This window comes from Magnetospira sp. QH-2 (genome assembly GCF_000968135.1).
Lineage (GTDB): Bacteria > Pseudomonadota > Alphaproteobacteria > Rhodospirillales > Magnetospiraceae > Magnetospira.
In genome coordinates this window covers 185,656-208,495 of sequence record NZ_FO538765.1, presented here as the reverse complement: position 1 = coordinate 208,495, position 22,840 = coordinate 185,656, and the positions used below count along the sequence as shown (strand labels likewise).

Here is a 22,840-nt window from a genome sequence, read left to right as displayed (position 1 = left end):
GGAATCTCACAAAATGACCAATCAATCAAAAACCATGCGCGGCGTCTGGTTAACCGGCCATGGCGACCTGAACAGGTTAGTCGTCCGTGATGATATCCCAATTCCCACCCCCGGATCCGGAGAGGTCCTGATCGCCGTTGGCGCGGCGGCAGTCAACAATACCGACCTCAATACCCGGTTGGGCTGGTACTCGAAAAGCGACGGGGCGGCCGAGGACGCCACCTGGGGCGGCGCGCCTCTCACCTTTCCGCGCATCCAAGGCATTGATGTTTGCGGACGGATCGTCGGGCTGGGCAAAGGGGTCGTCGATAGGCGCCTGGGCGAGCGGGTCCTGGTGGAGCCTTGTTTATGGGAAGCAGGGGGGGAATTGCTGGAGAGCCCTTGGTTCCTGGGTTCCGAATGCGATGGCGGGTTTGCCCAATATGTCGTCGTGGCCGCCCGCCATGCCCATGCCATCCAAAGCCCGTTGAGCGATGCGGAACTGGCCTCCTTCCCCTGTTCCTATTCCACGGCGGAAAACATGCTGACCCGGGCCAAGGTTGGCGAGGGCGACCGGGTGCTGGTCACCGGGGCGTCGGGCGGTGTCGGTTCGGCGGCGGTACAGTTGGCCCGAGCGCGGGGGGCGGAAGTTGTTGCGGTAACCAGCCAAGACAAGGCCCAGGCTCTTGAGGATCTGGGCGCCAGCCGCATTCTTGACCGAACGGACAACCCTGTGACCGTCCTGGGCGGCGACAGCCTGGATGTGGTCATTGATCTGGTGGCCGGACCGGCCTTTCCTTCGTTGCTTGATGCTCTGCGCCCCCGGGGACGGTACGCCGTCGCCGGGGCCATCGCGGGTCCAATGGTGGCGCTGGATGTGCGAACCTTGTATCTGAAGGATCTGAGCTTTTTCGGCTGCACGGTGCTCGAACCCGAGGTCTTTCCCAATCTGGTCAGGCTCATTGAAACGGAAAAAATCCACCCCTTGGTGGCGGAGATCTTTCCCTTGGAAAAGATCGCCGAGGCGCAGACCCGGTTCGTGGCAAAGCGGCATGTGGGCAAGATTGTATTGACCGTACCTTGAATTCACCGCCGCCCGAACAGTTTCTCCACGTCGGCCAGCTTGAGTTCCACATAGGTTGGCCGGCCGTGGCTGCATTGTCCCGACAGGGGCGTGGCTTCCATGCTGCGCAGCAGGGCGTTCATTTCTTCTGGCGTGAGACGGCGACCGGCGCGGACGCTGCCGTGGCAGGCCATGGTGGCACAGACCTCGCCCAATCGGTCTTTCAGCGCGATGGCTTCGTCCAGTTCCATTAAGTCGTCGGCCAGATCGCGTACCAGGCCCTTGACGTCGGTGTCGCCTAGGGGGGCGGGAACTTCGCGCACCACCACGGCACCCTCGCCGAAGGGCTCCAAAATCAGGCCCAATTGTGCCAGTTCTTCGGCCCTCTCGGCCAGCCGGGCGGCGGCTCTTTCATCCAGTTCCACCACCTCGGGCAGCAACAGCCCTTGGCGGGCCACGCCGCCTTCGAGCATGGCCCGTTTGATGCGTTCGTGGGTCAGCCGTTCGTGCGCCGCATGTTGATCCACCAACACGATGCCGTCGGCGGTCTGGGCAACGATATAGGTCTCGTGCAGTTGGGCCCGGGCAACGCCGAGGGGGTAACTGGTTGTCTCATCAACCGTTTCCGCCGGGGCCGGGGCCTGGGGCCTGGCGGGTAGGTCCGGCAAGGGTGCATGAAAGGCCGCCGCTTTGTCGTGCAGCCCCTGGGGGATGCGCGGCGCCTGATGGGACGGCCCGCCCATGGGCAGGCTCGGTGCATTGTCCGGTCGCGCCGCGCCCAGAGCAGCCATGCCGACGGTACTGGTGGCCCGGTGCCCGGCGCTGGCCAAAGCCATTTTCAGCGCCCCGACGATCAGCCCGCGCACCAGGCCCGCGTCCCGGAATCGCACCTCGGTCTTGGCCGGATGCACGTTGACATCCACCCCTTCCGGCGGGATCTCCAAAAACAGCGCCAGCAACGGATGGCGGTCTCCGGCCAGCACGTCGCGATAGGCGCCGCGCACCGCGCCCATGAGCAGCCGGTCGCGCACTGGACGCCCGTTGACGAACAGGAACTGCATCTGCGCGTTGCCCCGGTTCAGGGTCGGCAGCCCGGCCAGGCCGGTGAGCATCAGCCCGTCCCGTTCGGCCTCCACCGGCACCGCGTTGTCGGCGAACTCCCGGCCCATGACGGCGGCCAGGCGTTCGGCCCGGGCGTCGAACAGATGGCCCTGGGCGGCGGCATAGCGCAGCACGTCCCGTTGCCCGTCATTGAGCGAAAAGGCCACTTCCGGATGGGCCATGGCCAGACGCTTGATCACGTCCGCCGCGTGGCCGCGTTCCGTATGGGCCGCCTTGAGAAATTTCAGCCGTGCCGGGGTGGCGTAGAACAGGTCGCGCATCTCGATCCGTGTGCCCGGCGGATGGGCGGCGGGTTTTGGATCGGACCCCTGACCGCCCTCGACGCTCAGTTCCCAGGCGCTATCCCCGTCGGCGGTCCGCGAGGTCAGGGTCAGCCGCGACACCGCGCCGATACTGGGCAGAGCCTCGCCGCGAAAGCCCAGGGAACGGATATGCACCAGATCGTCATCGGGCAGTTTCGACGTGGCATGGCGTTGCACGGCCAGCACCAGGTCTTCGGGCGCCATGCCCCGACCGTCATCGGTGACTGACAGGAACGTCCGCCCGCCGTCGCGCATCACCACGTCGATGCGCCGCGCCCCGGCATCCAGGCTGTTCTCCACCAATTCCTTGATGGCCGAGGCGGGCCGTTCCACCACCTCGCCAGCGGCGATCCGGTTGACCAGGGTATCGGGCAAGAGGCGTAGGGTCATGGCCCCTTGATAGACCCACCGAGGGGGAGGCGGCAAGGGACTCGTCAATAGATGCCGTTCGCCTTTTGCAGTTCCCGCACGAAGGCCGCCAGCATCGGCACCTGCGCCAGGGTGACTCCCGCCACCGGCGGCATGTCGCCAAAGGGCCAATGATGGGCGGTGACACCCTGGGTGATGGCCAATGCAAAAGCGCCGTCCGCATGGTGATTGGGATGATAGACCGGATGCACCAGCGGCGGGCCCTGATCGGTGCCGCCCGCCTTGGGACCATGGCAAGGGCTGCAATGTTGCTGGAACAACGCCTGGCCTTTGGTCGCTTCGGGGGACAGGTCGGGAAGGCGCACCAATACCGTGGGCCTTGGGGCATTGTCGCCGATCCACCAGGCAGTGATGGCGATCAGGAGCAAAACTCCGGCCATGGCGGCCAGGCGTGGCATCACGAAAGCTGAGTCCCGGCGGGCAGGGCATAGCCGCGCAAAAAGGCCTCGGCCTCCATGGGTCCCTTGCCCGCCCGTTGTACTTTAAGCAGACGCAGGGCGCCATGGCCGGTGGCGATGGTAAGCTGATCGTCCAGGACCGTCCCCGGCCTACCGGAGCCCTCAAGTGCTGCGGCGGCCAGCACCTTGATGCGCTTGTCCCCATGGGTGAACCAGGCGCTGGGCCAGGGGGTATAGCCGCGCACCCGCCGGGCCAGATCTTCGGCGGGCAGAGACCAATCCATTTGGCCCTCGTCTTTTTGCAGTTTGTCCGCGTAGGTGATGCCGCGGGCGGGCTGCGGGGTCTCGGGCAGGATGCCTGCCTGGATTCCGGCCAGGGCCTCGACGACCAATTGCGCCCCCAGGGGACTCAGCCGATCGTGCAGGCTCTCGGCGGTGTCCGTGTCATGGATCGGTGTGGTGCCGGTAAGGACCATCGGCCCGGCGTCCAAGGCTTTGACCACCCGCATGATCGTCACCCCGGTGATGCGGTCCCCGGCTAGCAGGGCCCGGTGGATGGGCGCCGCGCCGCGCCAGCGGGGCAGCAGCGAGGCATGCACGTTGATGCAGCCGAATTTCGGCGCATCAAGGATAGCCTGTGGCAGGATCAAGCCATAGGCGGCCACCACGCCGATGTCGGGTTTCAGATGGGCAAAGGCCTGACGGTCTGCCTCATCGCGCAGGTTGACCGGGGTGAACACCGGAATGAGGTGCTTATTGGCATAGGCATGCACCGGACAGGGCCGTTCCTTGTGCCCCCGCCCGGCGGGCCGGGGCGGCTGGGCATAGACGGCGATCACCTCGTGACCCGCATTGCGGATGGCATGCAAAGAGGGCACGGCGAACTCCGGACTGCCCATGAAGACGACGCGCAGGCTCATGGAAAAACCCTCAGTTGTCGCGAGGGCGCACGGCGACCCGGCTGGTCACTTTTCGCACGCCGTCGATCCCGCGTGCGATGCCCGTGGCCTTGTCCAATTCCCCCCGCGACAAGGCGCGACCGAACAGGAACACATGACCTTCCAAAGAGTGCCATCGGAAATTGGTGACATTGACCCCCGAGGCATCGAGGAACTGGGCATTGATCTTGGTCTCGATCACCGTGTCGTCGACGAAACCCTCGACGGTGCCCTTGTCGCGCTCCAGGTCCGATTTGACCAGGATCTCGTTGTAGAGTTTTTTCACCCCGCCCACAGTGCGGGTCAGGCGCCCGGCTTCGGTCTTTTGGGCCATGGTCTCGACGATGCCGGTGAGCATCACCGTTTGTTCATAGACATCGGCGGTGATGGAAATGACATCGGTGCCCATCTTGTCGATTACCTCGGCGACGATTTCCGCCTTGATGGTTGCGTCGGTGGCAATGTCGGCGGTGCTGCGATCTTCCACCGCCGCCTCCACCATGCCCTTGATGGCCGACAAGGGGTTCAAGTCGAATGCCTGGGCCGGAATGGCAAAGGCGACGAATGCGGCAAGAAGAGTGGCGAATTTCATGGATCTGGCTCCGGATGCGGATGGTGGATCGATCATAGCGTCGCCAAGGGGCGACCGTCGAGGCTCGCCTCAGTCCCCGGCCTTGACCACCGCGACGATGCGCCAGGCGTTCTCCGGCCCGACACGGCCAAAGCAGATCTGCGGGTTTTGCAAAAACGTCAGATGGCGCGCGGCCACATAGCCGGGCTCGAAGAAGTTTTTTGGCCAGGGGGATTCCACCTTTACCCAGCGATAGCTCCCCTTGGGATCGACCACCGGCAGGTCCGAGACCAGCTTGACCATGTCCTCGATTTCATGCAGGCCGATCACCGGAGACTGGGTCGAGGGAGCCTTGCGGCGGTTCAGCTGCGTGGCTTCCACATAGGCCCAAAGGCCTTTCATGGATGGGCCGTCCTTGGCGGTCCAGTCCTTGGGTAACGGCAAGGCCTCGCCGCAATATTGGTTGTACTGCAGGTTCCGGTCTTCATCATCCACGTAACTTTTCAGGACCGTACGACGGGGCAAGTCATTGAGGAATTCCTTGCGGCCTCGTTCCCGGGACGTGGTATCGAAGCGCGAGACCCCGACCCCGACTTCCATTTTCCATTGATCCATATACTTTTCAGGGTTCTCGGCAACGAAGTACTCCGGCGGTGCGGCCTCGATTCTTTTCCACCAAGGTTCCGCGGGATCAATGACTCGCGACGCGATCGGATAGACCGAGGAAAAATTCCACCAGGCCGGAAAGCCGGGCATGAATCCGCCGCCGAAGTCCCGTTCGATGGTGAACATCGGCCAGATCCGCTCACGAATGGCCGCGGCGTCTTCTTGTTCCGCCAGGTCGCGCAATTCTTCGACAAAAGTAGCCAGAGTAGGGAGGTCGGCTAGACGAATCCGTTCTTCGGCCCAGGAGATGGAGGAAACGGTTATCAGGACCAGAGCGGCGATAAGGACAAGCTGTTTCATGGAATGTGCTTCCAAAGATCATGGTTGGACCATGATAACGATGGGAGAGGGGGGGCGTCGAGAGGGACTTAAGAATCGACGGGAGGAAGCGTGAACAAGAAGGTGCTGCCTTTATCGGGCTCGCTTTGCACCCAGATGTGTCCTCCGTGGCGCTCGATGATCCGCTTCACCACCGCCAGGCCAATACCCATGCCCTCGTATTGACCCTGACCGTGAAGGCGTTGGAATACACCGAAAATCCGCTCAAAGTGCTCCGGGTCGATGCCGATCCCATTGTCCCGAACCGCCCAGGTCCATTGGCCGTTGTCCCGGGCTACGGAAATCTCGATCACCGGGGCGCGCTCTGGATGATGGTACTTGAGGCCGTTGCCAATCAAGTTCTGGAAGACACGGACCAACTGGCTGTGATCCCCGAGGACATCGGGGAGATCAGGGGGAAGATCGATGCGGGCGGCTTTCTCGTCAATGGCCACCGATAGGTTGCCCAAGGCCTGCTGCAAGACCTTGGGCATGGAGACCACGATTAAGTCAGCGGCTTCGGAGTCCACGCGGGAATAGTGAACAAGGTCGCTGATCATGCGCGACATGCGCTGGGCCCCATCCACGGCGTAGCCCATGAATTCAGAAACCTCCTGCTGTTTTTCCCTGCCCAGTCTTTTGTTGATCAGGCCCAGATAGCTGCTGATCATGCGCAGGGGTTCTTTCAAGTCGTGGGAGAGGGCATAGGCGAAGCTCTGTAGCTCTTTGTTGGAGGCCGCCAGCGCTTTTTCGGCCCGTTTGCGGTCGGCAATATCCCTGAAAACCACCACCGCGCCGGTAACGTCGTCGCCTGCCTTGATGGGCGTGCAGGTATACTCGACGGGAAAGGACGAGCCATCGGTCCGCCAGAACACATCGTCTTCCACATGGCGGATCTCGCCATCGTCCAAGGTGGCATGGACCGGACACTCATCGGCGGGATAAGGGGTGCCGTCTTCCCGGCTGTGATGAAGAATGTCATGTTGCCGCCGCCCGACCAGTTCCGATTCCGATAAGCCGATGATCCGCAGGGCCGCGGGGTTGGCAAAGGTGGTGTTGCCGTCTCGATCCATGCCGCAAATCCCATCGCCCGCCGAACCCAGCACCAGTTCCATATGATTCCTTGTCCGGTCGCGCTCCCGGGTCCGTTCCGCCACCAATCGCCGCAGTTGAAGGTTTCGACCCGAAATCAGCAAAGCAAAAGCGCCGATGGCGCTGGTCAGCAGCAGCCCGACGGTCAGGGTCAACCATGTGTGCGCGACACGGTTGCCGGCCAGGTATTCCTGCGTCGCGGTAATCTCCAAATCCCATTGGCGACCACCGAACGGAACGGCCACGGTCTTGTGCAAGAGGGGCTGCGACCGCGAGAACCCGGATTCCAATGCCATCGGCAACCGGGTATCAATGGATTCTTGGCATCGGAACAGAATCTGGTTGCCGGATGAAGCGGAAGGATCGATCAGACGGTGCATGATGCCATCGTCTTTTTTGTCCGCCATGAAGCCGTGCATCATTTCTTCGATATGCAAAACGGCCGCCATGTATCCCGCCAAGTAGTCGCGCCGGTCCGCCGCCGTATGGTTGGGAAGGCCGTAACGGTATACGGGCAGGAAGACCACGACCCCCACCTGATCCCCGGTTTCCTGGATCAGGGTCGTCGGCCCGGTCACCGCCGGATGGCCCAGGTCCCTGGCTTGTTCCAGCGCCTTGCGGCGGACGGGATCGGAGGAGGCGTCGTAACCCAGAACGTTTTCGTTGATGGCCAACGGTTCAATAAACTGAATCGCCGCATAGTGCGGCCGTCGAGCTGCCGGGATGAAATTGCCGTCGTCGTCCTGCTCCGTGATCTTGAAGGTGGGGAAGCCTTCTTGTCTGATTTCCCGCTCGAATCTCTCTCGCTCCGGGTCCGGAATGAGAGGATTCCATGACAGGGCCCGAATGGCTGGATAATCGATTAGCGATTGGGCGACAAAAGCTTGAAACTCGCGTCGTTCGATCTTTTGCGATGCGACGTAGTAGCTTTGCAAGGACCGCAAGACACCCATATAACCGGCAAGATTCTTGTTCAGCGCACTGGCGAGGTCGGTTGCGTAGCGATCGAATTTCAGCACCAACCTCTCGCGTTCCCACTTGGCGCCGAAGGCGACCATCAAAACGGAAACCAGCAGCGACGCCGTCAGCGATACGGTGATCATCGCCTGTCGGTTGCGCCAATACTCCCGAGGCCGGGCCAACCAGGTCAGCACCAACGGCGTGACGATCAGAACGCCCATGACGTCACCAATCCACCAGGTTCCGGCATTGATCAGGAACCCGGATGCTGGAATTACGTGCGCGATCAACAAGGCCGTGGTGCCGATGGCGGTGCTGATGGAACAACTCATCGCGGCCCAGAGGTAAAACCGCAGGATCTCCCCCTCGCTGGCCAGAGCATTGGGAAACCCCGCGAAGCGCCGGATCAGAAAGGCACCGAGCGCGGCTTGCAAGGTGGCCCCCAGGCCGATCCCCAGTGGCACAAGCAGATTGGCGAAAGAGGATGGGTCGAATCCGATCCAAACATGGACCAGGAAGGATCCCAGGAACACCCCTGGCCAGATCCGCGCGCCGAACAGCAAGAAGGCGCCCAAGGCAATGCCCGAGGCGGGCCAAATGGGCGTGGCATAACCGGGTGGTGTCGCAAACAAGAGACCGAGATGGCCGGTCAGGGCATAGGCAAACGCGACCCCCAGGGTCTGCACGGTCCTATTGTATTCCCACCATGGATCCCGGTTGCTCATACCGCCAATTCCCGGCATTGCTACAATACTTTTAGCGAACAATCCGATTGGCACGCGAAGATTGTTGGTTGAATAAAAGCCAATCGAAACGCCTTGGAGTAATAGTATCACATGCACGTGTTGACGGCACATTGGATTTCATTTGAAATCGGGGCGGGAATAGCGTTTTCTTGAATCATATACTTTTAAAAGGCGCTTATTGTTTTTCTTTGATTATCAATAGTGGTGATTTCTGATTCGGAAGGCGTGAACCATACTAGCCATGGAAGTTTTCTTTGTAGGATTTCCATCCGTTAATTGCAGAATCATTTATGGGCATTTCCATGCCGTTGATTACATGTACAAATATAAATAAATTTTCCCATCTGGAAAAACATCATTGAAAAAAGGGCATTTCAAGCGCATATGTGTCGAGACGTTTCAAAGTCGTTTTCGATATCGTAATTGGCTTTTTTTTGGCCAATAAAGCTACCTTTTCGACATTGCAGGCGTATTCCATGGGTATCGATTCAATCGATGTCCGGTTTTTTTAATGTCGTGAAAGGAACATATCATGGCTACAGGTATCGTTAAGTGGTTCAACGCCACCAAGGGTTTCGGCTTTATTCAACCGTCTGACGGCTCCGCGGATGCCTTCGTGCATATCAGCGCCGTTGAGCGGTCGGGTCTTTCCGATTTGCGTGAAGGCCAGAAGGTCGAATTCGAACTGATCTCGGGCCGAGACGGCAAGATGGCGGCGGAGAATCTGTCTTTGTTGGACTGATTTACGCGCCTCTTAAGGCATCGGAAATGATCGGAGCTGCCCGTCTCCACGCATTTCCGGACGATCAAAAATCAAAGGGCATCATCATTTAGGAAACGATCATGAAAAAAGTTCTTATGGCCTCTGCGGTCGCCTTTGCCTTGGCGTCGGCCATTGCCATCCCCCAATCGGCTCAGGCCTGGGGTTGGGGTCCGTTTGGCGGCGGCAATAACAACGGTAACGGCTTCGGCAACGGTAACGGCTTTGGCGATGGCTTTGGCGACGGTTCCGGCAGCATGAACTTTGGCTTTAGCGGCAGTGGTCGCGGCAATGGTTCCGGCAATGGGTTCGGCAATGGCTACGGCAACAATGGCTACGGCCAAGGGTACCGGGGCTATCCCGGCTATGGCGGCGGCTATGGCCCGATGATGGGTGGTTATCCCATGGGCGGTCCTGGTGGCTACCCGGGCGGCTATCCGGGTGGCCCGCAGATGTACCAAGCGCCCATGCCTCCCGCGGCAGCGACGCCGGGTCCGGGCAATCCCTGGGGTCCGCAGCCACAGCCTGCTCGCTAATCACTAAGAGTGGCGCCATCCTGACACGGGGTGGCGCCATTTTTCTCTCGGCTAGACATCCATTTCATCTGATTAAGCTAGGAGAAAGTCATGTCCACCCCCTACCAGATCTTTGCGGAGTACGCGCGGATCCGAATGCCGGTCCTGTTGTTTATGATCGGGATATTCATGGTGACTCTGTCCATGAAGGCGGATGCTTTGCCTGCCAACGCCCATGCCAACCGGTATGGTGACGGATGGTCCTGCGATGCCGGATATCGACTGGCTGGGAAAGTCTGCCAAGAGGTCAAGGTTCCCGCCAATGCCTATGGAACGGGAGCGTCCTACGGTGAGGGCTGGGAATGCCAATACGGCTATTTCAAAGCCAATGCCAAATGTCGCCCCGTCGCCCTGCCCGCCAATGCCTATCTGGATTCAAATGGGGACGGCTGGAAATGCAGTCGGGGATATGTCCGCAAAGGCAAGGCCTGTGTGGCGGTCGCTGTCCCGAAGAACGGATTCTTGAGCGTCTCGGGTGATGATTGGAACTGTGATTACCGATTTCGCAAGACAGAACGAGACTGTGCGCAAGTCACGGTCCCCGCCAATGGCTATTTCGTGGCGTCAAGCTATGGCTCTGGCTGGAAGTGCAATCGTGGATTCCGGTCCGCTGACGATTCCTGCGTTGTCGTGAACGTTCCGAAAAACGGCTATCTGGACTCATCGGAGTCCGGGGATGGTTGGAAGTGTAATCGCGGATATCGCAAGGTGGACAAAGAATGTCGCGCCATCGATCTACCGGAAAACGCCCATTTGGGATATTTCGGCAATGATTGGGATTGCAACCGCCCCTATACCAAACGTCGGCAACGCTGCGAGCTGCCGTAACGATCTCTACCGCTTTCTTAAAAGGAGTACCTATGGCCAGGAAGCCAAATTACGGATTTGAGCGCTCGGAGCGCACCCGCTTAAAGGCGGAAAAGAAGGCCCAACGCTTGGCCCAAAAACAGCAAAGGTCGGAGACACCCGACGCGCCAGCGGCCGAAGCGGCCGAAGCGGCCAGTGCACCGGAAGCCGATGGGTCTCCGGAAGATGAAACGGCGTAAACCATGTCCGTATCGACCATTGAAATCTTGCCTTATCGGGCCCCGTCGGACGAAAACCCCCGATCCAAGCCGACGCGTCACGACAACCGGGAGAGATCCCGCGCTGACCAGCCGACCAAGCGCCAGTGCTTGTCCTGTGGCAAGGAATTCGAAAGCGAAGGGTGGGGCAATCGTTTGTGCTCCCGATGCCGCAAACGTACCTGAGTTTCGGGTCCGCACCGGGGCAGGTTCATGGTTTAACTTTGGACTGAATTTGACTATGATCGGCACCCGATTTTAGAACGCATCGGGATACGGTTGGGTAGGCATAGCACATCATGTTTTTGCGCAAATGGATGGTGCAGGGTCTGGCATTGGTGGCGGGTAGTGTGCTGGCAGCGCAAGGCGCCCTGGCCGCCGAGCTGGTCATTTACGCCAAGGCGGAAGGTCCTCCAAAACACTATCTGGACGATGAGGGGCAGCCGAAAGGCTATGCCATCGACATCGCCGTCGACGCGGTTCAGCGTGCCGGGTACACCCCGATTGTCATAAACCTCCCCTGGAAGCGTGCCCAGACGGAATCGGGGCAAGGTGGTGGAGTGATCACGGCCTTTTCGGTCACCGATGAGCGCCGCGAAACCTTCTTGTTCACGCAGCCTATGTATATTGACCACGTGCTGTTATGGCAGCCTCGAGAGCACCCCTTTGCGTTCGAGGCATTCGACGACCTGGTCGGCAAAGTGATCGGTATTCCCCGCGGCAGCCGCTATTCAGGCGACTTTGAAACGATCCGCTCGAAGCTCGATCTCTACGAAGACTCCCATCACAGCAATCGCTTGATGATGCTCAAATTGGGCCGTCTCGACGCGGCGATCTTTTCCGGCGACCGAGCCTCGTTCAAGTATCATGCGGCCCAGGCGGGTCTCGATCCGGCCGAATTCACTCCGGCGGAGAAAGTCATCTCCCACGACACCAACCACATTGGCGTGCCCTTGGCGCTCAAGGGTTTTGATCCCAAAGAGGTGCGGGCACGGTTGGAGATCGCCATATCGGATATGAAGGCAGACGGGACCATCGAGAAGATCCTGAACCTCTATCGGTGATCGTCTTTGATCGGAAAAAAAGGATCAGCGCGCCATTTTGGTCCAGGCCGCGCCGACGATAACCCCGCCATGGGGTTCCTGCAACAAGACGGCACAAGCATCACCAGCGGCGTCCAAGCGGCTGGCGTCCACGTGAAACGCCGTTTCCATGCCGTCCCAGGTGCCCAAGGAAACCATGGAGCGCACCACGTTGCGATTGATCAAGGTCTCACCCCGATTCTCGCCCCGGCGTACCTTCGTCACATGCTCGCTGTCATAGAGAACCAATAAAACCTCGGCCTCCACACCCGGATGGGTTTCCGGCAGGTGAACCTTCAGCCCGTCCCCATCCCGATTGAGATTGACGGCGATGGACCGGCCTTGATTGCGGGCCTTGGTGATCAGTCGGTTGACCGAGCGTCGGTCCGAGCCGACGCCTTCGTAGGTGCCATGAACCACCACCTGCGGCGTATAGACCGAGCGTTGGCGGAATCGGTGGGCATAGGTGCGCTGACGACGGGTGTGATCGGGATCGGCGAAAGGATCTTTCCAGCCGATGTAATCCCAGTAGTCCACATGGAACGAAAGCGGCAGAACATCACGACGGTCGGCCAGTTCACCAATAAAGGCATCTGCCGGGGGACAGGAGGAACAGCCTTGGGAGGTGAATAGCTCGACCACCGTGGGTCCCTTGACGGGCGCTCCCGACATGTCCGCCACCGCCAGGGGGGCAAAGGCGGCGACGAACCATGCGGAGAAGATGAAGATCAGGTGTTTCATCAAGGGCAGCCTAGCGCCGTCCCATGCTCCGTGCCAATCACATGCCGGTGAGCGGGGCAAAGATCCAGTTGCCGGTTGCCTCAACCCGGCACTTGGCCTAGGGTTCCGAGCAAACGGGGGCGGCATTTCGCGTCCTCGGCAAACGTCCACGTCATTAGGGGAGACCAACCGTCCATGAACATTTTACGCACCCTTGCTGCCTCTACCGCCCTCGCCGCCTTGGCTTTGGCTTCCGCCCAAAGTCCCGCGCAAGCCGCCGATCCGGTGAAAATCGGCATGATCACCACCCTGTCCGGCGGCGGCGCCGGCCTCGGCGTGGATATCCGCGACGGCTTCGAGCTGGCGCTGAAGCAAAAGGGCGGCATGTTGGGCGGCGTGGCCACCGAACTGACCGTGGTCGATGATGCCCGCAAGGTGGAAAACGCCAAACAGGCCGTCACCCGCATGCTGAAAAAGGACGACGTGGACGTGGTCACCGGCATTGTCTGGTCCAACCTGGCCATGGCGGTGGTGCCCACCGTGACCCGCGCGGGCAAGATCTATATCAGCCCCAATGCCGGACCCTCGGCACTGGCGGGCAAGGGCTGCCATCCGAACTATTTCAACGTCGCCTGGCAGAACGACAATCTGCACGAGGCCATGGGGCAATACGTCGCCGACAAGGGCTTCAAGAAGGTCTATCTGCTGGCCCCCAACTATCCGGCGGGCAAGGATGCCCTGACCGGCTTCAAGCGCTTCTTCAAGGGGACCGTGGCCGCCGAGGTCTATACCAAGCTGGGCCAGGTGGACTACGCCGCGGAAATCGCCAATCTGCGCGCCGCCAAGCCCGACGCGGTGTTCTTCTTCCTGCCCGGCGGCATGGGTATCAACTTCGTCAAGCAATATGCCCAGGCGGGCCTGACCAAGACCACGCCGCTGTTTGGCCCGGCCTTCTCCTTTGACGAGGGCATCCTCAAGGCCGTCGGCAAGGCGGCGGTGGGCGTCATGAACAGCTCCCAGTACACCCACGACCTGGACAACGCCGCCAACAAGGCCTTCGTCGCCGCCTTCAAGGAAGCCTATGGCCGCACTCCGTCGCTCTATGCCTCGCAAGGCTATGACGCCGCCCTGCTGCTTGATGGCGCCATCGCCAAGGTCGGCGGCAAGGTCTCTGACACCGAAGCCTTCCGCGCCGCCATCAAGGCCGCGCCGTTCACGTCGATCCGCGGATCCTTCAAGTTCGGGTCCAACAATCATCCGGTCCAGGACATCTATGTACGCGAAGTGGTGGCCGCCGGTGAAGGCGTCACCAACAAGACCGTCGGCAAGGTCTTTACCGGCCACGCCGACGCCTATGCCGCGCAGTGCAAGATGTAACCTGAACGCCCCGTCTTGAGAGGCCGGGGAGCATCCGTTTCCCGGCCTATCACAGGGCTGGACGCTTATAGAGATTGTTGTACAGAGAGCAGCCGCTGGCGTAGAATCACGTCAGAGAGGACGATGACGAAATGGCTAAACCAGAGCAGATTCCTACAGACCTTGCCATTGACCTTGGGGATGACTTGTCTCCAGAGGATTTCGTTGCGGCGGTACGGAATTTCTTAGGTTACGTAGGGGAAATTACGGATTCCCAGAGAGGCGACGGGTCAGATATTCACTGGACCGTTCGAGTTCGAGAGGGAAGTGCCCTGGTGGGCGTGGAACCCAATGCATCCGCCCCACATTCACGATTGGCCATGATCTACAAAAAAGCTGCCTTCGGCCCAACTGCCCTCGCGAAAGGCAACATTAAAGAGGCTGCTTTGTCCGAGAAGGCTTTAGGCCATCTAAAGAACTTGTCTGAACTCGCAAGCAGACATGAAAATGGTAGGGGGGTGAATCTGTGGGTTGAAAGAAAGCCGATCAGTATCGGCACCGGAATAGCTAGAGTCGTCAAAGAGGATTGGCAGAGCGATTATTATGATTTCGGGACCATTGAGGGGCGTCTGGAAGCAATCATGGATTCAGCAGGATCCTTGAAGATCCGGATCAAAGATTTCTTGTATCCCCGTGCGATCAACTGTGTTGTCCCGGAAAAGCTGATCGAAATGGTGCTGACCAGTTTTCGGCGCCGAGTTGAAATTGAAGGACGCATTCATTATCGCCGCGATGGGACGCCCATCAGCATCGAAGCCCAGATCATTGAGGTATTACCCGAAGACGATGAATTGCCAACTGCGGATGACGTTCGCGGGATCATGGCAAACGTATGACTGTTGAAAAAATGTACTGGGATAGTGATTGCTTCCTTGGCCATTTCCAAGCCGAGCAAGGCAAAGCCGAAAAATGCGACGGTGTCTTGCAGAGGGCAGAGCGTGGCGAAGTTCTTATTGTTACTTCGGCGCTAACGATCACAGAGGTTCTATGGTTGCGTGGAGGGCCTCGGCTACCGAAAGATAAAGCTGAATTGGTCCAGAAGTTTTTCCGCCGTAGCCATATCCGCGTTTACAACGTCACCCGAAAGATCGCAGAAGCAGCCCAAATTCTCGTCTGGGACAACAATATCAGGCCCAAGGACGCTATTCACGTAGCAACAGCGATCCATCTCGGTGCCGATGCTCTCGAAACTTTCGACGCAAAATTGATTGGATTGAGTGGAACTGTTGGCAAGCCATTGCTCATGATTAGGGAACCGGAAGCGCCTGCCCAAGGGCGTCTCAACCTTGGCGGGCCTTCCGAGGGAAAAAACGAATAAGAAATACCAGTAAAAATGCTTGCCTCGTACTTTGACCGGACCCACTCATGACCCTCGCCTTGTTTCTAGAGCAAACGCTGAACGGCCTACAGCAGGGGGTCATGCTGTTCCTGATGGCCGCCGGGTTGACCTTGGTGTTCGGGATCATGCACCTGATCAATCTGGCCCATGGCACCCTTTACATGGTCGGCGCCTATGTGGCGGCCACGGTGACCATGGCCACCGGCAATTTCCTGTTCGGGGTGCTGGCGGCCCTGGTGGCGGCGGGCGTGGTGGGCATGGTGATCGAACTGGTCGCCCTGCGACGATTGTATAACCGCGATCATCTCGATCAGGTGCTGGCCACTTTCGGGGTGATTCTGACCTTCAACGAACTGACCAAGATCCTCTGGGGCCCGCAGGCCCTGTTCCTGTCCGTGCCCGATGCCCTGTCGGGTACCTTGGAAGTCATTCCCGGCACCCCCTATCCGGCCTATCGATTGTTCATCATCGTGGTGGGGCTGTTGGTCGGGCTGGGGCTGCGCCATCTGATCGTCAATACCAAACTGGGCATGCTGATCCGCGCCGGGGCCACCCACCGGGAAATGGTCGGCGCCCTGGGGGTGGATATCGACCGGCTGTTCACCATCGTCTTCGGCATTGGGGCCATGCTGGCCGGGCTGGCCGGAGCCATGGCCGGTCCCATGCTGGCCATCGAGGTGGGCATGGGAGAGAAGATCCTGATTCTCACCTTTGTGGTGATCATCATCGGCGGCATCGGCTCGGTGCGCGGGGCGCTGGTGGGCGCCTTGCTGGTGGGGCTGGTGGATACCTACGGGCGGGCCTTCATGCCTTTGTTCATGCGCTCGTTCCTGGACCCGGCGGCAGCGGATACGGTGGGGGCCTCGATCTCCAGCGTGGCCATCTACGTCCTCATGGCGGCGGTGCTGATCTGGCGTCCGCGCGGCCTGTTCCAAGCCTATGGGGGCTGACGAGATGAGCCGCAAAACCATCGTCCATCTGCTTGGGTTGGCCTTGTTGGTCACCCTGCCCCTGCTGGCCGAGGCGGCAGGCGATCCGTTTCTTACCACCGTGGCCAGCCGAGTGTTGATCTACGCCCTGGCCGCCGCCTCCCTGGACCTTATTCTTGGCTACGGCGGCATGGTCAGTTTCGGCCATGGGGCCTTTTTCGGCATCGGCGCCTATGTGGTCGGTATCCTCACCCATCACAGCTTCAACAGCGAGGTCATCGGCTTTTTGCCCTTCGAATGGATGGGCACCTATAGCGCACTGATCCAATGGCCGCTGGCGATGCTGGTGGCCGGGCTGTTCGCGCTGGTCATCGGTGCGTTGAGCCTGCGGACCTCGGGCGTCTACTTCATCATGATCACCCTGGCCTTCGCACAGATGCTCTATTATTTCATGATCTCGCTGCCCACCTATGGCGGCGAGGATGGACTCAATCTTTGGAGCCGTTCGGAAATTCCACCGCTGGATCTGACCAACGACAGTCAATTCTACTACGCGGTGCTGCTGATGCTGCTTGGATTCCTTTGGATCGCCCGGCGACTGGTGGATAGCCGCTTCGGCATGGTGCTGCGCGGTTGCAAGCAGAACGAAGTGCGCATGAAGACCCTTGGCTTCCCGGTGACACGTTACAAATTGGCCGCCTTCGTCATCGCCGGCATGGGCGCCGGGCTGGCCGGGGCCCTGGCCGCCAATCACACGGAATTCGTCGGTCCCGGGCTGATGCATTGGACCCGCTCGGGCGAGATTATGATCATGGTCATTCTCGGCGGTATCGGCACCCTTTATGGCGCCATTCTCGGCTCGGCCACTTTGTTGCTGATGGAAGAGTTGCTGTCGGGCTTCACCGAGCATTGGATGGTGTTTCTGGGCCCGTTCCTGATCATCGTGGTGCTGTTCGCGCGCAAGGGGCTCTATGGCTGGCTGGTGGGCAAGGAGGCCGATGATGGCTGATCCCATGCTCGAAGTGCTCGGCCTGACCAAATGCTTCGGCGCGGTGACCGCGTCGGACGGCCTGACGTTCAATGTCAAACGGGGCGAGATCCATGCCCTGATCGGCCCCAACGGCGCGGGCAAGTCCACCACCATCGGCCAACTCACCGGCGAGATCAAACCCGATAGCGGCCGGGTGCGCTTCGATGGCCGGGATATCACCCGCTATGCCATCCACAAGCGCGCCGCCATCGGCCTGCAACGGTCCTATCAAATCACCAGTCTGTTTCCCGCCTTCACCGCCCTGGATAACGTGGCCATGGCGATTCAGGCGCAGCAAAGCCACAGCTTTCAGTTCTGGCGCCCGGCGCGCACCGATGACCGTTTGCGGGCCCCGGCCCGGCTGGCCTTGAAGCGCCTGGGCATGGAAGACCTGGCGGACCTGAAGGTGACCGAGCTGGCACATGGGGAACAGCGTCAGTTGGAGGTCGCCATGGCCTTGGCCACCGCGCCGACCATGCTTTTGCTCGACGAACCCATGGCCGGGATGGGCCAGGGGGAGAGCCGCCGCATGATGGAAATTCTGCGCCCGCTGAAGGGGGACATCACCATCTTGCTGGTGGAGCATGACATGGACGTGGTTTTCGCCCTGGCCGACGTGGTCACCGTGCTGGTCAAGGGGGCGGTGCTGATGACCGGCACACCCGATGAGGTGCGCGCCGATCCGGAAGTGCGTCGGGCCTATCTGGGGGATGGGTGACATGAACGCGTTGGAACTGAGCCAGGTGGAAACCTTTTACGGCGCCAGTCAGGTGCTGTTCGGGGTCGATTTTGCCATCGGCCTGGGCGAGGTGGTGACCCTGATGGGCCGCAACGGCATGGGTAAGACCACCACCGTGCGCTCGATCATGGGCTTGACCCCGGCCAGGCGCGGCACCATCCGCTTTCACGACCAGGAGATCACCGGCCTGCCCAGCCATCGCATCGCCCAGCGCGGCATCGGCTATGTGCCCGAAGGCCGCCAGGTCTTTCCAAATCTGACCGTGCGCGAAAACCTGGAAGCCACCGCCGCCAATCATGCGGCAACGGAAGATCCCTGGACCGCCGCCCGGGTGATGGATCTGTTTCCCCGCCTTTCGGAGCGGACCGGGCAGTATGCCCGCACCCTTTCCGGTGGCGAGCAGCAGATGCTGGCCATTGGTCGGGCTTTGATGACCAATCCATCGTTGATGATCCTCGATGAGGCCACCGAGGGCCTGGCGCCGATCATCCGCGACGAAATCTGGTGGGTGCTGGAAAACAATCTGAAGGAATCGGGCCAGGCCATCCTGGTCATCGACAAACACCCCAAGGACATGGCCCGCATCGCCGACCGGCATTTCGTCATGGAAAAAGGCCGAATCGTCTGGACCGGATCGTCGGAGCAATTGCTCGCCGACGAGGCTCTGCAGCACAAGTATCTGGGAGTCTGAGCATGGCCATCGATCCGGTCCAAGAAAGGCTCTACAACGTGCGCGCCGCCGTGCCTGACCATCCCCGGGTCTTCGCCGAGTGGAAGGCCCGTTCGCGGGATTTCATCCAAGCCAGTCCCGCCGCTCGCTTGGACTTGGCCTATGGCGAGGGCCCCAGCGAGACGCTGGACTGGTTTCCTGCCGACAATCCCGGCGGCCCGGTGATGATGTTCATCCATGGCGGCTATTGGCAGGCCCTGGACAAGGCCGATAACGCTTTCGTCGCCGAGGCGCTGGTTTCGGCCGGGGTCCATGTGGCGGTGGTCAACTATGCGCTAACACCAATAGTGTCCCTAGAATGTATCGTGGATCAGATGCGCCGTGCCCTGCTCTGGTTGCGGGTCAATGGCGCCGACCTGGGTGCTGATGATGACCGCCTGTATGTGTCCGGCCATTCGGCGGGCGGGCATCTGACGGCGATGATGATGGCCGAATCACTGCCCATCCGGGGCGGGCTGGCCATCTCCGGCCTGTTCGATCTGGACCCGCTGGTGGCGACCAGCATCAACAACAAGGTAGGTCTGGATCAAAAGGCCGCCTGGGCTCTGAGCCCGGTTCATCGGCGAAAGGCCATTGACGCGCCCTTGCTGCTGGCGGTCGGAGGCGCGGAAAGCGATGGATTTCGCTGGCAGATCGACGCTCTCAGGAGCGCCTGGGGCGATATGGAAACCCTGACCGTCCCCGGGGCCAATCATTTCGGTGCGGTGGAGGCCCTGGCCGATCCCGACTCAGCGCTATTTGCCGCCACCATGCGGTTGATTAAATAATATCCTGTCCCTTTATTATCACCAAAGTGGCATCGTCCTTTTGTGGCGTGCCATTGCGGTGATTCTGGGTAGCCGACTGAATATGGTCCAGCAATTGGGCGGCGGAAAGGTGGGCGTTCTTTTTCACTTCGTCACGCAGCCGGTCCATGCCGAATGCCCGGCCCTGCGGATCAAGGCTTTCCCAAATGCCATCGGTGCCGATGACGACGATACAGCCCGGATCAAGCACCCGGGGTCCCTGGTCCTGGCAGGTTGATTCAGGGACAATACCCAAGGGCACGCCCTCGCCTTGCAGATCCAAGAAGATATCTTCACGCGGATTGTAGAGAAACACCCCGCCATGTCCGGCGGAGGTCCAGCGCAACACCGGCGCGCCGTCGCTGGCGGTCACGGCCTCGATATGGAACAAGGTGACGAAGCGGCCACCGCTGGCATCGCGGCAAAGCTGCCGGTTGACCCGGTCGAGCAGGTTCGCCGGTCCCGAGGCTTCGCGTGCATGGGCCCTCAGCAAGGCGCGGGTGGTGGTCATCAACAAAGCCGCCGGGATGCCATGGCCGGATACATCACCGACACTGACCGCCAATCGTCCCGGTCCCAGTTCGCGCGGCCCGAGGAAGTCGTAATAGTCACCGCCTGTCTCGTCGCAATACAGGCTGCGTCCGGCAATTTCCAACCCCGGCTGCTTGGGAGCCTGATCAGGCAACAGATTGCGCTGCACCTGTTCGGCCAGTCCCAAATCCCGTCGCAGACGGAGTTGGTCGGCCAGCTTGGGTACCATGTCATTGAATGAATGGGCCAGATCGCCCAATTCATCGGACGACTGGACCCGGGCGCGAACGGTAAAATCGCCCGCCGCCAACCTGGCCGCCACCGAACTGAGATGCCGAACGGGCACGGTAATCACCCGGGCCCCCAGCAAGGATATGAGGATGACCAGCAGCATCAGGCCCAAGGAGAGCCCGGCGAGCCACAGGGCCAGGATCGCGATTTCCCCATGCACCAGCTCGCGGGCATTCCGGGTCTCGGTCACAAGATCCGTGAAAGGCACGACCAGCAGCAAATAAGTATTCAAATCATCGATCGGTGCATAGGCCCAAAGGGAATCCACCCCTTGATAGGCCAGCCTGCGCACCCCGGCGCGCCCGAACACCATGTCGTCGCGGAGGGCGGTAAACTGGCCGCCTTCGGGCCCATCCAACCAGCCCAACCGGATGACCTTGCGCCAGTCATCGGATTCATAGGCGCGATGGGCGATGATGCGTACCCCGTTGGTCTCGTTGGCGCGCGGGTGCAGGTCCACCAAATAGGTCTCGGTCCCTTCGGCCAGTTCCAGGCTATCGCGCACGCCCGCGAGAATGGCCAGGATCGGGATATCCATGGCGACAACGGCAAGGGGTTTGCCATCGGGACCATCCACGCGTTGGGTCACGGTCAGCAACAAGGCGCGGCTGGTGGCATCCACATAAGGTGCCGCCCAAACAATGCCCCGCTGGCTGATGGCATTGCGGTACCAGGGCCGATCACGGGCATCGTAGTGGGCCGGATAGCCGCCATGGCCGGGAAAGGATAAATGGGCGCCGTCGGTGGTGGTGATATGCATCCATTGGACCAGGTCCGGACGGCGGCGGTACAGGTCTTGGATCTTGGGCACCAACTCATCCAGACGCCCGCGGGTATCCTCCGCCGTGGCCAAGGTGGCCGGACGTTGCAGGGAAGCCACTCGGGTGCTGACCCGCAGAAGCGACGACGATCCGGCGCCTCCCACCCGCCGCAGGCCCGGTGCGGTGGCATCCGGCCCTTCGAATGCCGCCGTGGGACGGATCAGGTCATGGGTTTTTTCAGGAACCGGGCCCATCAGCAGTCGCCGCGTCTCCATGGCCAGCAGGTGCAGACCGGTCTCTAACAGGTCCTTTTCCTGGGTCATGTTGCGGGCGGCCAGGGACATGGTCTGTTTGACCTCGCCGGACAGCCGCTGGGTCAGCGCTATTTCGGCCCGATCGGTCAGTTGATCCGTGAGTTGTTCCAGGGCGCGCATCTGAATCCAGACTGAGACCAACAGCGGAATCACCGCCACGCTCAGCAACAAGATCAGCAGCTTGCCCCGGACTTTCATGGGATCTCCAACACCACTTTGCCGGTGACCTTGCGCGACAACAAGGTTTCCAATGCCGCCACCCCCTCGGCCAGCGGGAAGGTGCGGGCCACCTGTGGGCGCAGGCCCCATCCGAGCACGCTATCCAATGAGTCCCGTACCCCGATGGGATCCACCCGCCGCCAACCGGTCCAGGCGAAGCCGATGGCGGTGACGTTCTTGACCAACAGGTGATTGGCCGGGATCTGTTGCACCTCTCCGGCGGCAAAACCGATGATCAGCATGCGCGCGCCCGGGGCGACGCACCGCAAGGAGGCCTCCCAGGTCTTACCCCCCACCGGGTCATAGACCACATCGGCGCCGCGCCCGTCGGTCAGTTCTTTGACCCTTTCTCGGATATCCTCGGCGCGATAGTCGATCAGGTGGTCGGCGCCGGCGGCCTGAGCCACGGCCAGCTTGTCCGGTCCTCCGGCAGTGGCGATCACCGTGGCGCCGGCCCGCTTGCCGATTTCCACGGCGGTCAGGCCCACGCCCCCGGCGGCCCCATGGACCAAAAGCACGTCACCCGAAGCCAGCCGGGCGCGGTCCATCAAAGCCATGTGCGAGGTCCCGTAGGCCACAGGGAAGGCGGCGCCCTCGACAAAGCTCATGTCATCGGGCAGCCGATGCAGATTGTTGGCCGGGGCAATGGCCTGTTCGGCCCAGCCGCCCTCGTCGAGCATGGCCAGCACCCGGTCGCCGGGAGACCAGCCTTGCAAGCCGTCGGCGACCTCCAATACCTCGCCCGCAATTTCGAAACCGGGCACGAAAGGGGGATCCGGACGATGCTGATATTTACCCTGGGTGATCAGGCTGTCGGCGAAATTGAGCCCGGCGGCTTTCACGGCGATACGCAGGTGACCGGCGGGCAAGGGCGGCTCGGGAACCTCCTGCAAGTTCAGAACCTCGTCGAATTTTCCGTGGCGCTGGCAGACCATGGCGCGCATGGGCGGGCTCCATGACTTGATTTCAAG

General features: G+C 60.8%; 23 protein-coding genes. 14 read left to right on the top strand and 9 right to left on the bottom strand.

Annotation, left to right across the window (positions count from 1 at the left end; all coding sequences use genetic code 11):
• Nucleotides 1-13: 13 nt before the first annotated feature.
• Nucleotides 14-1,063, top strand: a complete 1,050-nt coding sequence (locus MGMAQ_RS01055) for an alcohol dehydrogenase family protein (protein ID WP_046020073.1) — start codon at nucleotides 14-16, stop codon at nucleotides 1,061-1,063.
• Nucleotides 1,064-1,065: 2 nt separating this feature from the next.
• On the opposite strand, the gene mutL is transcribed toward MGMAQ_RS01055, so the two are convergent.
• The 6 genes from mutL to MGMAQ_RS19110 all read right to left on the bottom strand — a co-directional run bounded on the left by mutL (nucleotide 1,066) and on the right by MGMAQ_RS19110 (nucleotide 8,563).
• A complete protein-coding gene (gene mutL, locus MGMAQ_RS01050) occupies nucleotides 1,066-2,856 on the bottom strand; it encodes a DNA mismatch repair endonuclease MutL (protein WP_046020072.1) in 1,791 nt (596 codons plus the stop codon).
• A 44-nt stretch (nucleotides 2,857-2,900) separates the two neighbouring features.
• Nucleotides 2,901-3,293: a cytochrome c gene (locus MGMAQ_RS01045; protein WP_046020071.1), complete on the bottom strand. Its 393-nt coding sequence runs from the start codon at nucleotides 3,291-3,293 to the stop codon at nucleotides 2,901-2,903.
• Nucleotides 3,293-4,213 carry a methionyl-tRNA formyltransferase gene (gene fmt, locus MGMAQ_RS01040; protein ID WP_046020070.1) on the bottom strand — a complete coding sequence of 307 codons (921 nt, stop codon included), beginning with the start codon at nucleotides 4,211-4,213 and terminating at the stop codon, nucleotides 3,293-3,295. The genes MGMAQ_RS01045 and fmt overlap by 1 nt, the downstream gene beginning before the upstream one ends.
• Nucleotides 4,214-4,223: 10 nt before the next feature.
• Nucleotides 4,224-4,823 (bottom strand): BON domain-containing protein, encoded by a 600-nt coding sequence (locus tag MGMAQ_RS01035; protein ID WP_046020069.1) that lies wholly within the window; start codon nucleotides 4,821-4,823, stop codon nucleotides 4,224-4,226.
• A gap of 69 nt (nucleotides 4,824-4,892) precedes the next feature.
• Complete coding sequence (locus MGMAQ_RS01030; RefSeq protein WP_046020068.1) at nucleotides 4,893-5,768, bottom strand: hypothetical protein; 876 nt, start codon at nucleotides 5,766-5,768, stop codon at nucleotides 4,893-4,895.
• A gap of 68 nt (nucleotides 5,769-5,836) precedes the next feature.
• Complete coding sequence (locus MGMAQ_RS19110) at nucleotides 5,837-8,563, bottom strand: CHASE domain-containing protein (RefSeq protein ID WP_052716022.1); 2,727 nt, start codon at nucleotides 8,561-8,563, stop codon at nucleotides 5,837-5,839.
• 553 nt (nucleotides 8,564-9,116) lie between these two features.
• Between MGMAQ_RS19110 and MGMAQ_RS01020 the strand changes: the two genes are divergently transcribed.
• The 5 genes from MGMAQ_RS01020 to MGMAQ_RS00995 all read left to right on the top strand — a co-directional run bounded on the left by MGMAQ_RS01020 (nucleotide 9,117) and on the right by MGMAQ_RS00995 (nucleotide 12,047).
• Nucleotides 9,117-9,326 carry a cold-shock protein gene (locus tag MGMAQ_RS01020; RefSeq protein ID WP_046020067.1) on the top strand — a complete coding sequence of 70 codons (210 nt, stop codon included), beginning with the start codon at nucleotides 9,117-9,119 and terminating at the stop codon, nucleotides 9,324-9,326.
• A 101-nt stretch (nucleotides 9,327-9,427) separates the two neighbouring features.
• Nucleotides 9,428-9,880 (top strand): hypothetical protein, encoded by a 453-nt coding sequence (locus MGMAQ_RS01015; protein WP_046020066.1) that lies wholly within the window; start codon nucleotides 9,428-9,430, stop codon nucleotides 9,878-9,880.
• A 90-nt stretch (nucleotides 9,881-9,970) separates the two neighbouring features.
• A complete protein-coding gene (locus tag MGMAQ_RS01010) occupies nucleotides 9,971-10,747 on the top strand; it encodes a hypothetical protein (protein WP_052716021.1) in 777 nt (258 codons plus the stop codon).
• A 32-nt stretch (nucleotides 10,748-10,779) separates the two neighbouring features.
• Nucleotides 10,780-10,965, top strand: coding sequence for a hypothetical protein (locus MGMAQ_RS01005; protein WP_046020065.1), 186 nt, complete (start codon nucleotides 10,780-10,782; stop codon nucleotides 10,963-10,965).
• A gap of 317 nt (nucleotides 10,966-11,282) precedes the next feature.
• A complete protein-coding gene (locus tag MGMAQ_RS00995) occupies nucleotides 11,283-12,047 on the top strand; it encodes an ABC transporter substrate-binding protein (protein ID WP_046020063.1) in 765 nt (254 codons plus the stop codon).
• A gap of 24 nt (nucleotides 12,048-12,071) precedes the next feature.
• Here the strand turns inward: MGMAQ_RS00995 and MGMAQ_RS00990 are convergent, their stop codons facing one another.
• Nucleotides 12,072-12,806 carry a thioredoxin family protein gene (locus MGMAQ_RS00990; protein ID WP_046020062.1) on the bottom strand — a complete coding sequence of 245 codons (735 nt, stop codon included), beginning with the start codon at nucleotides 12,804-12,806 and terminating at the stop codon, nucleotides 12,072-12,074.
• 174 nt (nucleotides 12,807-12,980) lie between these two features.
• Between MGMAQ_RS00990 and MGMAQ_RS00985 the strand changes: the two genes are divergently transcribed.
• The 8 genes from MGMAQ_RS00985 to MGMAQ_RS00950 all read left to right on the top strand — a co-directional run bounded on the left by MGMAQ_RS00985 (nucleotide 12,981) and on the right by MGMAQ_RS00950 (nucleotide 19,735).
• Nucleotides 12,981-14,162: an ABC transporter substrate-binding protein gene (locus tag MGMAQ_RS00985; RefSeq protein WP_046020061.1), complete on the top strand. Its 1,182-nt coding sequence runs from the start codon at nucleotides 12,981-12,983 to the stop codon at nucleotides 14,160-14,162.
• Nucleotides 14,163-14,293: 131 nt separating this feature from the next.
• Nucleotides 14,294-15,037 (top strand): hypothetical protein, encoded by a 744-nt coding sequence (locus MGMAQ_RS00980; protein WP_046020060.1) that lies wholly within the window; start codon nucleotides 14,294-14,296, stop codon nucleotides 15,035-15,037.
• Nucleotides 15,034-15,519 carry a type II toxin-antitoxin system VapC family toxin gene (locus tag MGMAQ_RS00975; RefSeq protein ID WP_046020059.1) on the top strand — a complete coding sequence of 162 codons (486 nt, stop codon included), beginning with the start codon at nucleotides 15,034-15,036 and terminating at the stop codon, nucleotides 15,517-15,519. The genes MGMAQ_RS00980 and MGMAQ_RS00975 overlap by 4 nt, the downstream gene beginning before the upstream one ends.
• Nucleotides 15,520-15,566: 47 nt before the next feature.
• Nucleotides 15,567-16,490, top strand: a complete 924-nt coding sequence (locus MGMAQ_RS00970) for a branched-chain amino acid ABC transporter permease (protein WP_046020058.1) — start codon at nucleotides 15,567-15,569, stop codon at nucleotides 16,488-16,490.
• 4 nt (nucleotides 16,491-16,494) lie between these two features.
• A complete protein-coding gene (locus MGMAQ_RS00965; RefSeq protein ID WP_046020057.1) occupies nucleotides 16,495-17,478 on the top strand; it encodes a branched-chain amino acid ABC transporter permease in 984 nt (327 codons plus the stop codon).
• Complete coding sequence (locus MGMAQ_RS00960; protein ID WP_046020056.1) at nucleotides 17,468-18,217, top strand: ABC transporter ATP-binding protein; 750 nt, start codon at nucleotides 17,468-17,470, stop codon at nucleotides 18,215-18,217. The genes MGMAQ_RS00965 and MGMAQ_RS00960 overlap by 11 nt, the downstream gene beginning before the upstream one ends.
• Before the next feature lies 1 nt (nucleotide 18,218).
• Nucleotides 18,219-18,929: an ABC transporter ATP-binding protein gene (locus MGMAQ_RS00955; RefSeq protein WP_148560778.1), complete on the top strand. Its 711-nt coding sequence runs from the start codon at nucleotides 18,219-18,221 to the stop codon at nucleotides 18,927-18,929.
• 2 nt (nucleotides 18,930-18,931) lie between these two features.
• Nucleotides 18,932-19,735 carry an alpha/beta hydrolase gene (locus MGMAQ_RS00950; protein WP_052716020.1) on the top strand — a complete coding sequence of 268 codons (804 nt, stop codon included), beginning with the start codon at nucleotides 18,932-18,934 and terminating at the stop codon, nucleotides 19,733-19,735.
• Here MGMAQ_RS00950 and MGMAQ_RS00945 read toward each other — a convergent pair.
• Nucleotides 19,728-21,848, bottom strand: a complete 2,121-nt coding sequence (locus MGMAQ_RS00945; RefSeq protein WP_046020054.1) for a SpoIIE family protein phosphatase — start codon at nucleotides 21,846-21,848, stop codon at nucleotides 19,728-19,730. The two genes, MGMAQ_RS00950 and MGMAQ_RS00945, sit on opposite strands and share 8 nt — an antisense overlap.
• The gene (locus MGMAQ_RS00940) at nucleotides 21,845-22,813 is read right to left on the bottom strand and encodes an NADPH:quinone oxidoreductase family protein (RefSeq protein ID WP_046020053.1); all 969 of its coding nucleotides are present in this window, start codon (nucleotides 22,811-22,813) and stop codon (nucleotides 21,845-21,847) included. Before MGMAQ_RS00940 ends, MGMAQ_RS00945 begins: the two co-directional genes overlap by 4 nt.
• Between the last annotated feature and the right edge of the window lie 27 nt (nucleotides 22,814-22,840).

Coding starts and splice junctions, on each gene's coding strand:
- MGMAQ_RS01035 (WP_046020069.1), bottom strand. CDS start 4,823: ATGAAATTCGCCACTCTTCTTGCCGCATTCGTCGCCTTTGCCATTCCG.
- MGMAQ_RS00975 (WP_046020059.1), top strand. CDS start 15,034: ATGACTGTTGAAAAAATGTACTGGGATAGTGATTGCTTCCTTGGCCAT.
- MGMAQ_RS00950 (WP_052716020.1), top strand. CDS start 18,932: ATGGCCATCGATCCGGTCCAAGAAAGGCTCTACAACGTGCGCGCCGCC.
- MGMAQ_RS00995 (WP_046020063.1), top strand. CDS start 11,283: ATGTTTTTGCGCAAATGGATGGTGCAGGGTCTGGCATTGGTGGCGGGT.
- MGMAQ_RS00980 (WP_046020060.1), top strand. CDS start 14,294: ATGGCTAAACCAGAGCAGATTCCTACAGACCTTGCCATTGACCTTGGG.
- MGMAQ_RS00965 (WP_046020057.1), top strand. CDS start 16,495: ATGAGCCGCAAAACCATCGTCCATCTGCTTGGGTTGGCCTTGTTGGTC.
- fmt (WP_046020070.1), bottom strand. CDS start 4,213: ATGAGCCTGCGCGTCGTCTTCATGGGCAGTCCGGAGTTCGCCGTGCCC.
- MGMAQ_RS00985 (WP_046020061.1), top strand. CDS start 12,981: ATGAACATTTTACGCACCCTTGCTGCCTCTACCGCCCTCGCCGCCTTG.
- MGMAQ_RS01010 (WP_052716021.1), top strand. CDS start 9,971: ATGTCCACCCCCTACCAGATCTTTGCGGAGTACGCGCGGATCCGAATG.
- MGMAQ_RS01030 (WP_046020068.1), bottom strand. CDS start 5,768: ATGAAACAGCTTGTCCTTATCGCCGCTCTGGTCCTGATAACCGTTTCC.
- MGMAQ_RS00940 (WP_046020053.1), bottom strand. CDS start 22,813: ATGCGCGCCATGGTCTGCCAGCGCCACGGAAAATTCGACGAGGTTCTG.
- MGMAQ_RS01005 (WP_046020065.1), top strand. CDS start 10,780: ATGGCCAGGAAGCCAAATTACGGATTTGAGCGCTCGGAGCGCACCCGC.
- MGMAQ_RS19110 (WP_052716022.1), bottom strand. CDS start 8,563: ATGAGCAACCGGGATCCATGGTGGGAATACAATAGGACCGTGCAGACC.
- MGMAQ_RS00960 (WP_046020056.1), top strand. CDS start 17,468: ATGATGGCTGATCCCATGCTCGAAGTGCTCGGCCTGACCAAATGCTTC.
- MGMAQ_RS01055 (WP_046020073.1), top strand. CDS start 14: ATGACCAATCAATCAAAAACCATGCGCGGCGTCTGGTTAACCGGCCAT.
- MGMAQ_RS00945 (WP_046020054.1), bottom strand. CDS start 21,848: ATGAAAGTCCGGGGCAAGCTGCTGATCTTGTTGCTGAGCGTGGCGGTG.
- MGMAQ_RS00990 (WP_046020062.1), bottom strand. CDS start 12,806: ATGAAACACCTGATCTTCATCTTCTCCGCATGGTTCGTCGCCGCCTTT.
- mutL (WP_046020072.1), bottom strand. CDS start 2,856: ATGACCCTACGCCTCTTGCCCGATACCCTGGTCAACCGGATCGCCGCT.
- MGMAQ_RS00970 (WP_046020058.1), top strand. CDS start 15,567: ATGACCCTCGCCTTGTTTCTAGAGCAAACGCTGAACGGCCTACAGCAG.
- MGMAQ_RS01020 (WP_046020067.1), top strand. CDS start 9,117: ATGGCTACAGGTATCGTTAAGTGGTTCAACGCCACCAAGGGTTTCGGC.
- MGMAQ_RS01015 (WP_046020066.1), top strand. CDS start 9,428: ATGAAAAAAGTTCTTATGGCCTCTGCGGTCGCCTTTGCCTTGGCGTCG.
- MGMAQ_RS01045 (WP_046020071.1), bottom strand. CDS start 3,293: ATGCCACGCCTGGCCGCCATGGCCGGAGTTTTGCTCCTGATCGCCATC.
- MGMAQ_RS00955 (WP_148560778.1), top strand. CDS start 18,219: ATGAACGCGTTGGAACTGAGCCAGGTGGAAACCTTTTACGGCGCCAGT.